This window comes from Streptomyces sp. NRRL B-24572 (assembly GCF_002156145.1).
Taxonomy (GTDB): Bacteria; Actinomycetota; Actinomycetes; order Streptomycetales; family Streptomycetaceae; genus Streptomyces; species Streptomyces vietnamensis.
The window spans coordinates 1-10,966 of record NZ_MWIG01000501.1 but is presented as its reverse complement, the minus strand read 5'-3'; the positions used below and the strand labels follow the sequence as shown (position 1 = coordinate 10,966).

General features: G+C 69.6%; 9 protein-coding genes and 3 pseudogenes. 4 read left to right on the top strand and 8 right to left on the bottom strand.

The window, feature by feature from the left end:
- Both CCN56_RS45940 and CCN56_RS27845 read right to left on the bottom strand, forming a co-directional pair.
- Positions 1-804: alpha/beta hydrolase (locus CCN56_RS45940; RefSeq protein ID WP_218779459.1), on the bottom strand; the 804-nt coding region annotated here is incomplete at its 3' end.
- A gap of 392 nt (positions 805-1,196) precedes the next feature.
- Positions 1,197-1,451, bottom strand: coding sequence for a hypothetical protein (locus tag CCN56_RS27845; RefSeq protein ID WP_086830698.1), 255 nt, complete (start codon positions 1,449-1,451; stop codon positions 1,197-1,199).
- A gap of 252 nt (positions 1,452-1,703) precedes the next feature.
- Between CCN56_RS27845 and CCN56_RS27840 the strand changes: the two genes are divergently transcribed.
- On the top strand, positions 1,704-2,834 hold the full coding sequence (locus CCN56_RS27840) for a molybdopterin-dependent oxidoreductase (RefSeq protein ID WP_179200005.1): 1,131 nt from the start codon (positions 1,704-1,706) through the stop codon (positions 2,832-2,834).
- A gap of 164 nt (positions 2,835-2,998) precedes the next feature.
- Positions 2,999-3,307 (top strand): annotated as a pseudogene (locus CCN56_RS27835) (sulfurtransferase); the annotation flags it as partial.
- A 330-nt stretch (positions 3,308-3,637) separates the two neighbouring features.
- On the opposite strand, the gene CCN56_RS27830 reads toward CCN56_RS27835, so the two are convergent.
- On the bottom strand, positions 3,638-5,077 hold the full coding sequence (locus CCN56_RS27830; protein ID WP_143664643.1) for a lipopolysaccharide assembly protein LapB: 1,440 nt from the start codon (positions 5,075-5,077) through the stop codon (positions 3,638-3,640).
- Positions 5,078-5,212: 135 nt separating this feature from the next.
- Between CCN56_RS27830 and CCN56_RS43450 the strand changes: the two genes are divergently transcribed.
- Positions 5,213-5,353 (top strand): hypothetical protein, encoded by a 141-nt coding sequence (locus CCN56_RS43450; RefSeq protein WP_179200004.1) that lies wholly within the window; start codon positions 5,213-5,215, stop codon positions 5,351-5,353.
- Between the two features lie 29 nt (positions 5,354-5,382).
- Here the strand turns inward: CCN56_RS43450 and CCN56_RS27825 are convergent, their stop codons facing one another.
- The 5 genes and pseudogenes from CCN56_RS27825 to CCN56_RS27805 form a co-directional block, all read right to left on the bottom strand.
- Complete coding sequence (locus CCN56_RS27825) at positions 5,383-6,300, bottom strand: hypothetical protein (RefSeq protein WP_086830692.1); 918 nt, start codon at positions 6,298-6,300, stop codon at positions 5,383-5,385.
- Entirely contained in the window at positions 6,297-7,811 is a 1,515-nt protein-coding gene (locus CCN56_RS27820; RefSeq protein WP_086830700.1) for a S1 RNA-binding domain-containing protein, read from the bottom strand. The genes CCN56_RS27825 and CCN56_RS27820 overlap by 4 nt, the downstream gene beginning before the upstream one ends.
- Position 7,812: 1 nt before the next feature.
- Entirely contained in the window at positions 7,813-8,415 is a 603-nt protein-coding gene (locus tag CCN56_RS27815) for a recombinase family protein (RefSeq protein WP_086830690.1), read from the bottom strand.
- A 271-nt stretch (positions 8,416-8,686) separates the two neighbouring features.
- Complete coding sequence (locus CCN56_RS27810) at positions 8,687-9,166, bottom strand: hypothetical protein (RefSeq protein WP_086830688.1); 480 nt, start codon at positions 9,164-9,166, stop codon at positions 8,687-8,689.
- A gap of 230 nt (positions 9,167-9,396) precedes the next feature.
- Positions 9,397-10,332, bottom strand: a pseudogene (locus tag CCN56_RS27805) (transposase); the annotation flags it as partial.
- Between CCN56_RS27805 and CCN56_RS27800 the strand changes: the two are divergent.
- Positions 10,318-10,966, top strand: a pseudogene (locus CCN56_RS27800) (type IV secretion protein Rhs); the annotation flags it as partial. The pseudogenes CCN56_RS27805 and CCN56_RS27800 overlap by 15 nt on opposite strands.

Here is a 10,966-nt window from a genome sequence, read left to right as displayed (position 1 = left end):
ATGGCCGGACATCGCCCAGGGCCTGGGCGATGTCCGGCCATGCGGTCGAGTCCGGGTCGATGACGTCGAAGTGGCTGCCGTGGGGGATCTCGGTGAGCGTGGTGCCGGTGGTACGGGTGTAGGCGCGGGCCATGTCGATGGGCAGGGCTTCGTCGTGGGTGCCGTGGACGACGACGGTACGGCCCGCCGGGGTGCCGAGTACGGAGGGGTCGGCGGCGGCGTACCGCGCGGGGACTTCGCTGGAGCTGCCGCCGAGGAAGTCGGCGACGGCACCCCGGCCGCTGCCGAGCCGGTCGGCGTGGGCGAGGTCGGCGGTGGGCGCGAGGGCAAGGACGCCGCGGATCGGGGCAGGCGCGTCGGTGCGGCCGGGGCGCCTTCGGGGAGGCGGTGGCGGGCGGCCGCCCACAGGGCGAGGTGACCACCGGCGGAATGCCCGGCGTAGACGACGCGGCCGGTGTCGATGCGCCCCGGCGCGGCCCGGGAGGCCAGTTCGGGAAGCAGGTCGACCGCCCGGGCGGTGTCGATCAGGGTCGTCGGCCAGCCGCCGCCCGCGCCGACCCTGCGGTACTCGACGTTGACCACGGCGCAGTCGCAGTCCCGGGCGAGGGCGTCCGCGAATGCGGCGGTGTGCCGCCGGTCGTGGGCGGCGCGCCAGAAGCCGCCGTGGAAGAAGAGGACCAGTGGCAGGCGACCCGATGCCGGCCGGGCCGGGAGGTGGAGATCGGCGACCTGGTCGGGGTGGGAGCCGTAGACCAGCGGGAGGAGTCCCTGCGGGCTCCCTGTCCGGTCGCTGTGGGAAGGCACGACGCTTACCTCGTTTCCTGTGTTTCCTGTGTTCCGCTCGATGTGCTTCGTCGGGGCGAGTGGGGCACGGTGCCGTGGACGGTGCCGTACCGACGCGTCGGCGCAGACCGGTCAGCTCGTCCGAGTCGACCTGGAAGCGCAGGTTCTGGATGCGGCGGCCGTTCAGGTCGTGGGTCAGGGCGCCGACGGGGTACCCGCCCATCGTGAACAGGACGCCCCGCTCGCCGTTGACGATCGCGAACTCCCAGGCCATGCCCAGGAGTTCGGGATCGGCAAGAACACCGAGCATCCAGCGGGCCACCGGGTCGGTGCCGATTCGACTCCCTCCATGAGGTCCGGTGGGGTGAAGCCGTCGAGGGCGTCGTCCGCGACGAGCGTGTCGATCATGGACCTCAGGCTGCCAGCCGGGAAACGCCCACGGCAAGGGATGCGAGACCGTCGGCACTGTCCGCGTGGGTGGGGGTCCAACCGAACTCCGCCCCGGCCTTGTCGTCGGCCGGACGCAGGTCGGTGGACATGACGGTGTGCGCCCGCGGGGCAGGACGCGGCAGCCAGAGCGGTACGGTCCTCGGCGCGGGGGCCTCGAAGACGGCCGCGACGGCGCGGACATGGCCGGCGACGACCGGAAGGGCCCGCTTGCGCGGCATCGGCAGAACCGTGGTCCCGTAGCCGTAATGGGACAAGCGGGGGTACGGGAGCGTGACAGGCCCCGGATGCGACTGGGCACAGCGGAGGTCTCGACCACCCACGGTCAGGGCTCTCGGGCGGGCCTCGGCGGCACCGGCACCGGAGAGGACTTGCCCCGGGCCTCACGGGAGAACTCTCGCGAACCGAGTCCCGGACGTAAACTGAAGTCAGCCCGCGTCGTGCCCGGCAGGATCCCGACGGAAGGGGTCGCCGTGACCACATGGCCCATATTCCGCGGGCCCGGAGCGACGGTCTGGGCACCCGAGACGGTCACGGCCGATCCGTACAACGCCCAGACGCCGTCGGCCGCGCTTGCCGAGCCCGTCACACCCGTGGGCGCCCTCTTCGTGCGCGATCACTTCGGCATCCCGCGGACGGCACCCCGCCGGTGGCGGCTGCGGCTCTGCGGAGCCGTGGCCGAGCCGTTCGACATCGGCTACGACGAGCTGCTCACGATGGAGCGCCGAGAGTTCGACGTCGTCATGGAATGCGCGGGGAACGGTCGCAGCCAGATGTCACCCCGACCGCCAGGTCTGCCCTGGGGGCAGAGGGCCGTCGGATGCGCGCACTTCGCAGGGGTGCCCTTCCAGCGCCTCGCCACCCGGGCCCGGATCGACCGGGCAGCCGTGGAGATCGTCTTCGCCGGCGCCGACTCCGGAACCGTGCACGGCCGCCGGGCGGCCTTCGAACGGAGCCTCCCGCTCGCCGTGGCCCTCCACCCGGACACCCTCCTCGCCACGCACATGAACGGCGAGCCGCTCGCCCCCGAGCACGGGGCGCCGGTCCGGCTCGTGGTCCCCGGGTGGTACGCGGTCGCCGATGTGAAGTGGCTGGTCGAGGCGCGGGCCGTGAGGGAGCCCTTCGACGGGGTCTTCCAGGCCGAGGAATACGTCTATCGCGCGTCGCGCGGCACCCCCGACGATCCCGTGACGACCGTACGGGTCAAGTCCTTCATCACCACCCCCGAACCGGACTCGGCGGTCCGCCGCGGCCACGAGACCCCGGTACGAGGCCGGGCCTGGTCGGGTGGCGGGGTTCCCGTGCGGCGGGTCGAGGTACGGGCCGTGTACGGGGACGTGGACGGTGTCAGCGGTGAGGACGGCACCGGGGGCGAAGGCCCTTCCGGCGACGAGGAGTGGCACGACGCCGTGCTGGAGCCGCCGTCCGGGCCGTACGCCTGGACCGACTGGTCGTACCGGTGGACGCCCCGCCGGCCCGGCCCGTACCGGCTCCTGGCCCGCGCGACCGACGAGCACGGCGACGTCCAGCCGCCTCGGGCGCCCTGGAACGCCGGGGGCTACGGCTGCAACCCCGTGGCATCCGTCGAGGTGGTCGTCGTGTGAGGGCTTCAGCCGTGTGGGGGCTTCAGGAGACGGCATGAGCGGGCTCGAGACGAGGACACCACGGCGTACGAGCAGGGCCACATCCCCGGCTCCGTGGGCTGGAACCGGACCACGGACCTGCACACCGCCGTGGGCCGGGACCACCTGGACCGCGACGCGCTCGGGCACCTCCTCACCTGCCGCAGGAGCAGGCCCAGGTGCCCGGCCCCATTCCGGGCGCGGCCAATGTCCCCTGGTCGCAGGCGGCCAACGACGACGGCACGTTCAAATCGGCCGGCGAACTGAAGGCGCTCTACGCGGGGAAGGGCATCACCTCCGACCGTGAGGTCATCGCCTACTGCCGGATCGGTGAGCGTTCCTCGCACGCCCGGTTCGCCCTCCACGAACTGCTCGGCTGCCCGGACGTCAAGAACCACGACGGCTCCTGGACCGAGTACGGCTCGCCGGTGCGGGCCCCGGTCGAGCTCGGGTGACCTGGACGGCACCTCTGTCGAGCTCGGGTGACCTGGACGGCACCCCGGTCGCGCACATGGCCCGGCGACGCAGGCGGGGATGCCGACGGTCCGTATCAAGGACGGCTGTCCTGTCGCACTCGGGATGTCCGTGGATCTTGTCCTGAGCTGCAGGCTTGCCAGGTCGGTTGAGAACCTGCATCCGCGCGTTCTCAACCGACCTGGCTTCTGCGGAATCTCGGCGTGGCTGCCGAAGCGGATCTGATCAGGCGCCGGTTCGCGCCGAGACTGACCGGGCCATGATCTCGGCGGCCTGGCGGACCTGTGCTGCGTACGCCCCTGGCTAGAACGCTAGAACGGGGGCTCCAGGGTGAACTCGCCCTCAGCAGACCAGGGATCGTCTTGCTTCCGCCGCTCCGCCGCCTCCCGTCCCCGCCGTTCGACGGTCGCGCGCGCCTCGACGATCGTGGGGATGGAGTCGAGAGCCTCGGCCGGACGATCGTGCCTAATTAGCATGTCGGGCAAGTCGTGGTGAACCAAGTAGTGAGTGGAAGAGCGGAGCAGTGCGAGGGCCTCCTCCAGACGTCCGTCCCGCTCCAGCAGCCGCGCCAGCGCGGTGTCCCACTCGCCCGGCTCCCGCTTGTTGAGGGCGAGGGCCTCCGAGATGCCCTCCGCGCAGCGGCCCGCCTCACCCAGCAGCCAGAGCCGCAGGTGGCGGACCTGGTCCGGGTGCTCCTCGACGTATGCGTCGGTGAGCCCGTCCAGGAGTTCGAGCGCCCGGTCGGGCCGGCCGTCGTCGACGAGCAGTTCCAGCGCCCAGTGGAGGAAGTTCCAGCAGTCGTAGTACTCATAGGTGGGCCGACCGGTTTCGACGGCTTCGTCGACCCTCCCTTGGCGGACAAGGAGGCGCATCAGCGCCGCCCGGTCCTTCGGGTGGTCGTGGGCCTCGATCCCCTCGCGCAGCACGGTCTCTGCCTCGGACGCCCGCCCCGCGTCCTCCAGCGCCTTCGCGTACACATCGAGAGCGGAGCGGTGGTCTTCGGCAGCGAGGGCCTCTAGCTCCTCGATCAGACCCTGCCGGGCGAGGAGTTCCGCGTAGTACTCCGGGAAGTTGACGGGGTGGCGCCGGCCCGAGGCCCTCTCGGCACGCAGGACCTCGACGGCCTCGTCCGCACGTCCGGCCCGCTCCAGGACGCGGGAGATCAGCAACAGCACGGCCCACCGGTCGGTCCGGCCCGTCCCGCAGGACTCACCGCACGGCTCGCACGCCGCGGCCTCTGCACGCTCCATACGCTCCGCTTCCCGCGTGAGCAGCTCCAGAACGAGGTCGTCGCGGCCCTTGCCCTCGGTCACCTCGACCAGGCGGGACCGGAGCCAGTACTCCCCGAGATGGGGCGTGAGCACATCGACGGCCTCCTCCACCCGTCCGGCCTTCGACAACAGCTCGGCGTAGCGGGCGCACACGTGGCCGTCGCCTAGCTCGGCGGGGTCCGGGCGCACCATCGCGAGTGCCTCGTCGCCCTCGCCCCGGCGGATCATGATCTCGGCGGTGACCCACTCGGCGGCCCGCCAGCCGATATCCGTGAACGGTTCCACCAGGGCCAGCGCCCGATTGAACTCCCCGGCCTCACACAGCTCCCAGGCCGCCGCCTCCGCACAGTTCCAGTCCCCACGCTCCCGCGCCGCCCGGATCAGCAGTTCCACCTGCCCCAGGTCGAGAAGGGTCCGCACCATCCGCGGGTAGACGCCACCATGGTTGCGCGCCTGCCAAGAAAGATCATCGATGTTCACCCGGGCACCCTACAAACTGCCACCGACAGCCTCCGCCCAGCCGAAGCCGGGATGCCGATACAGACCCCACTCGGCGCGCGAAACGGTGAGAATCCGACAACACGGATGAGATCGAGTGAGAATCCGCCAACTGCAATGCGACAGGGCATCGGCTCCGGCAAGCCGGGCCCCGGCGACCGCCTCCGCGACGACGACGTCCGCACCCGGCCCGACGCCCTGCGCGGCGCCCGCGGGGACGGCCCTGCACTCCCGAAGCTGCCGCCAAGTGACAAGTAGCTCTCAGTAGCGATGCCACCATGCTGCGGTCATGTAGTCGTCGGGGCGTTATCGGTCGCTTCGGGGACGTAGCCGCAAAGCTGTGGTGCGCATTCGGCCTTGTGGTCTCGGCCCCATTGGGAGGTGTCTCGCTCGATGGAGCGGACGCGGTGGACGAGTCGCAGCTGGTTCTTCCGGAGCAATGTCGAGGGCAACGCCGTGAAGGTCTCCGGGAGTACGGCGACCATGCCGCCGACCTGCTCTCCGTTGTACATCTGCAGCAGCATGGTGCACTGCCACCAATCGATCTCGCCGTCGCGACCGTTGGAGGTGCCGGGCCAGTAGTAGTTTGCCGGATCCGGGAGCAGATAGTGGACGCCGTCGGGGGCGAGATGGGCCCGGAACCACGATCCGCCACCACCCAGGCCGAGCCGAAGCCGTCGGGCCTCGTCGTTCAAGGCGCAGACCGCTTCGGTGTCGAGGGCCTTGAGAACGTTCGCTTCTGCGGGTAGCGGCTGCCGCCCGGCGGGGGCCTTGACCGGCCAACGTCTGAGTAGGAGGCCCATCCGTTGCCGCGGCGTCATCGGCGACGGGGCCCTGCGGGATTGTGGCAGCGGCGGGGGTGGCGTCCAGCTTCGTCCTGCCTGTTCGATGTGACGCAGCATCCATGCACGGGCGTCCGGGCCGGCGGTGTTCCACACCCAACTCATCGGCCGTTCGGTCATCGCCTGATCGAAGCTCCCGATGGGCTTGCCCTGGCGGGAGGGCCTCCTGGCACGTGGCCGTGCCACACCCGGAAGGTTGTGGCACAAGTTGGCCAGGAACCTGATGCGGTCCAGAACCTCGTCATGGGAGGTGTCCTGCTCGCCGCGCTGTGGCCTCCCGGCCAGATGCCGTATCTCGGTAAACGCCTTGGCCGCCAAGAGCGCGGCTATGTCCCGGTCGAGCTCGGCCTCGTGGCTCCTCATGCCGATCCACCCTCAATGCCGCCCTCAGAGCGGGTTGTGTGGGCCTGGGTATGCGACAAGGAAATGTGACGGCAGGCCATGTCGACCCCAGTGATCTTCACGGTGAGGGCATCGCCGACCTCGACGACGTCTTTGGAGGATTCATCCAGCTCACTGGTGTGCACGAGCCCTTGGAAGCCGTCCTCTCGGTCTTCGATGCGGACGAAGACGCCGAACGGCACGATCTTGGTGACCAGCCCGATGACCACTTGGCCGATCCGCTGCGCTACCTGTGGCCACGGGTCTTCCTGCACCGCTCGGAGCGACAGAGGCACCCGTTCCCGGACCATGTCGACGTCGAGAACCTCGGCTGTGACCTCCTGGCCGACGCTGACGACGTCGGACGGGTGGTCGAACGGGCGCCAGGACAGCTCCGGGATGTTGATCATCGCGGTGAAGCCGCCGATGTCCACGAAGGTGACGCCGAAGCTGGCGATGGTCGTCACCGTGCCGGTGACGACCTGGCCGCGCCGCAGGGTCTTCAGGAGCGCCCAGTCCCGGTCGCTGGGCGTCGGCTCGGTCTGCCAGCGAGCACGCAGAACGCCGTCGCTGTCGGGCAGCACAGCGGTGAACAGCGGGAGATCTTCACCGGCATACATGGATACGACGCTGGCAGCACTCGCGCTGGCGAGCTGGGAGGTCACTGCCGCGAACTGGGTCTCGTCCACGACCGTGCTCGTGATCTGCCCATCCTCGTCCTCCCAGACGATCTCCACGAGGCCTTCGTCGGGCAGAGCGGCCACGGCCTTGTCGACGTCGGTGAGCAGGTCTGGCCAGATTGCCAGTTGTGCGCGTGGGGCCAGCTGGGAGCGCACAGCCTCGATGTTGTCGCGGGTCAGGCGGTGCCACCGGGAGGCGTTGACGGCGAAGACCTCCTCCAGGAACACCGCGCGGTGGGCACTGACGGTCCAGTGCAGGCGGGCCCAGAAGTCGGCGTCGGCCGGCCGCTGCACGTACGCGGGGTCGTCGGGGGCGAAGTCGTACGGCGAGGCGTCCAGGCGTTCCGGGAACAGGCCGAGCGCGCGGGTGCGGGCCAGTGCGGTTTCGCAGGGCAGGTTGCTGCCGATGTAGAGGTACTGGTCCCAGCCGACGTGCACCGCGAACTCTCCCTCCGCTTCCAGGCGGCACCAGGCGCCGTTGTCGCGGAGCATCGCTCGGACAAGTTCCAAGCCGACACCGATCGACACCAGCGCACCGTCGTGGAACCCGGCGGGGCCGGCGGGGAAGAGGTTGGCCAGGCCGTAGCCGTCGATCGGTGGTTCCAGGCCGAAGTGGGCGAAGCCTCCGAGCTGCGGCTCGCGGATGGCCAGCTTGTCGACGCCGCTGTCTTCGGCGAAGGCGGCGACGGCCCGCAGGTAGGCGGCTTCGACCGGCCCGTGGTCGCTGGTCGTGTCCTCAGTGCCGGCGTAGTGGCCGTGCTGGTCGCGGTCGGCGGGGTCGTACTTGGTGACCTGATAGACGTAGGGCAGCACGTCACTGCCCACCGGGAGTCGACGGCGTGGCTGCGTTCTGGTGGCGTTCAAGGACGCGGTAGACCGTGGCGCGGCTGACGGAGAAGAGCTCTGCGAGGTCGGCGATGGTGTGCTCGCCGGACTGGTGCTGCTGGACCAGGTGGCTCTGCTGGCGGGCGCTGAGCTTGGGCTGCTTCCCCTTGAGCTTGCCCTTGGCCCGCGCCACCGCCATGCCTTCACGGGTACGCATGCGCAGGAGATCGACCTCGAACTCGGCGAAGGTGGCCAGGATGTTGAAGAACATCTTGCCCATCGGGTCGGCGGGATCGTAGAGCGTGCCGCCGAGCGAGAGCTTGACGTCGCGGGCGGTGAGAGAGTCGCCGATGTCGCGGGCGTCGGGTACCGAGTGTGCGAGGCGATCAAGCTTGGGGACGACGAGGGTGTCGCCGGCGCGGACCGCCGCGAGGGCCTGGGCCAGGCCGGGCCGGTCGCGATTGGTCCCGGTCAGCCCGTGGTCCAGGCAGATCCGGTCCTCCGGGACGTCCAGGCTGATCAGGATCTCGCGCTGGGCGGTGAGGTCCTGCTTGTCCAGACTGCATCTCGCGTAGCCGACGCGTTCACTCATGCCCGGAGCGTACGGTAAGCCCCCGCTCAGCGCGCAAATCACCGGAAACCCTAAATAATACACCGTCAGCGCAGGTCGATTACCCCGACCGAGCATGATCACAATTGTTCGGTGGGGGTTCCCCAAGCGGACACACCCGACAGCCTCGGTGAGGGCCCTGACGCGGTGACCACTGACGCCTTGCCGAGATCAGCGAGCGGCACCGTCGAACCTGCCTCAGCTCCCGCTGCGGAATCGTGCCGCGCTGCTCCGCCTCATGAGTCACACCACGTCAGGCGTGGAACTGGCCGTTGCGGTACTCCTCGCGCGGCAGCGAGTCCCATTCGGTATTAGCGCCGTCGCGCGTCACCATGAACAGGGGACGCGATCGAAGGACTTGCCCGACGGGTTGCCCGCGCATCACGACCCCCGGATCATCCGGTCCTGCGTAGCCCTCGGGCGTGTAGCGAAAGTGCCCGTCCACTGCCTCGGCATACGCGATGGCGTCGCGCTCCAGCTCCGACAGGTTTCTTCCGACAAGCGTGAGTCCGTCGTACGCGACCTGGGGACCGTGCACGGCGTCGGCCGCCACGCAGAACAGCCCTACAGCTTGACTCACATAGGCCGTGACGGCAGGCGGAGAAGGGGCCACGCCGCGACGGTGGACCTCGATCTTCCACGTCGGCGAGAAGATCGCGTGGTCCCGCGCCAACTCGCTGACGCTCGACTGGCCGAGCATCTGAGCCGCCTCGACCACTTCGTCGACGGTCATACCGAACCGGAGCGGTCCGACGCCGACGGCCGGCGAATAGGACCACTCGTCCCGTTCGGCGCTTCCGGCATCCGCTTCCGTCTTGAACGGCATAGTCGCCCCTCTGGAGACAGCTGAGACTTGCGCTGATTGAACAGGCAGGGAACGAAAGGATCAAGGTGCCGTCGCATCCTCGGTTCGCGCGGAGTGGTCCTGCGGGGTGCGCTGTGTGGGAGGAGCGGGCCGAGGTGCAGGTGGCGGTTCATGTCCAGCTCGAACCTGCCGTAGGGGTTGACGCGTGTCCAGAACAGCGGTGAGAGGTCGCGCCGGTCTGCGTCGGTGAGCTTGTTCGCCCACTTCGGCTCGGCAAGGACTTCTTGGACCAGGAGCGTGTTGACGTGGACCAGGGCCGATTGGAGGAGGTGGAGAGCGAGCATCGAGATCTCCTGGCTCTCCTTGCCCTTACCGGTCAGTTCGCCGTCCTTGCCGTAGAACAGGTCGTGGTTCGCGCTGTTCCAGTTCTCGACGACCTGCAGTCCTTCGCTGATTTCCCGGCGCAGGTAAGCGTCGGCGAGGTAGTTGCAGATGAAGGCCGTGCGCACGGCTCGCCCCAGCTCCTCGATGGCCCGGTAGGTGGGGTGCTTGGGACCGCCGCAGGTGAACCGTCGCAGGACCTGCTCGGCCTCCGCGGTGCCCAGGCGCAGGGCAGTGGTGTATTTGACGATCTGGTCGTACTGCTGGCGGATCAGTTCCCAGTCGATCGTCTTTGTCGACAGCACCGGGCCCAGCTGCGGCCACTGCTCGTCCTCGCCGGCGGCGGGGCGGTACAGCCGGACCGACCCGACGTTCTTCAGCCTGGGAAGCAGGTTGAAGCCGAGCATGTGCGCGAACGCGAACCCGACGATGGAGGCGCCGTGGGTGTCGGTGCACTGCCGGTCGACCTCCATGTCGGTGCAGTGCCGCAGCACGCCCTCGATCATCGAGGCGACCTCGGAGGCCGAGCAGTGCTTGAGCTGGGAGTAGATGCACACCGACTTGCGCTCCACGTGCCAGTAGATCATCACGCCGGGGCCGCGGTAGCGCTGGTGCCACTCGGTCATGAAGTTGCTGGACCAGGCGCCGAACTTGCGGCTGTCGGAGGCGCACGCAGTGCCCGCGCCCCACCAGCCCTCGTCTCGGGCGGTGAAGGTATTTCGGGGCTGCCGTCCCGGTTCGCGTACGACGGGGACGCCCGGATCACCTCGTGGACGGACCGCAACGACAGCACGTTCCGCTACGTGTACGACTCCGCGGGCCGGGTGGCCGAGACGGTCGGCCCCGACGGGGGGCATGTCCGCCACGCTGTCCTACGACCACGCCGACGAGTCCGACAGGACCACCCGTTACACCGACTCCACCGGGGCGACCACCACGTTCCGGTTCGACGCCCGTTACCGGCTCGTCGCGTGGACGGACGCCCTCGGCCACACCAGCACCACCGCGTACGACGAACACGACCGCATCGTCTCCGCCCGCGCCCCGCTCGGGGCGACCGTGCGCATCACGTACGACGACGAGGGACGCCCCACGAGCGTCCTGCGGCCCGACGGCCGGTACGACAGCGTCGGCAACCTCGTCGAGAAGGACGTCGCCGGTCACCGCGTCCACTACGCGCACGACGCCGACGGACGCCTCCTGCGGGCCGAGTCACCCGATTCCGTCCTGGAGTACGCCTACGACGCGGTCGGCCGCGTCGCCGCCGAGACCATCGACGGCAGGACCGTGGCCACCACCTGCGACGCCGCCGGCCGTCGGCTGACCCGCACCACGCCGTCCGGGACC

Coding starts and splice junctions, on each gene's coding strand:
- CCN56_RS27810 (WP_086830688.1), bottom strand. CDS start 9,166: ATGACCGTCGACGAAGTGGTCGAGGCGGCTCAGATGCTCGGCCAGTCG.
- CCN56_RS27815 (WP_086830690.1), bottom strand. CDS start 8,415: ATGAGTGAACGCGTCGGCTACGCGAGATGCAGTCTGGACAAGCAGGAC.
- CCN56_RS43450 (WP_179200004.1), top strand. CDS start 5,213: ATGCGACAGGGCATCGGCTCCGGCAAGCCGGGCCCCGGCGACCGCCTC.
- CCN56_RS27845 (WP_086830698.1), bottom strand. CDS start 1,451: ATGCCGCGCAAGCGGGCCCTTCCGGTCGTCGCCGGCCATGTCCGCGCC.
- CCN56_RS27825 (WP_086830692.1), bottom strand. CDS start 6,300: ATGAGGAGCCACGAGGCCGAGCTCGACCGGGACATAGCCGCGCTCTTG.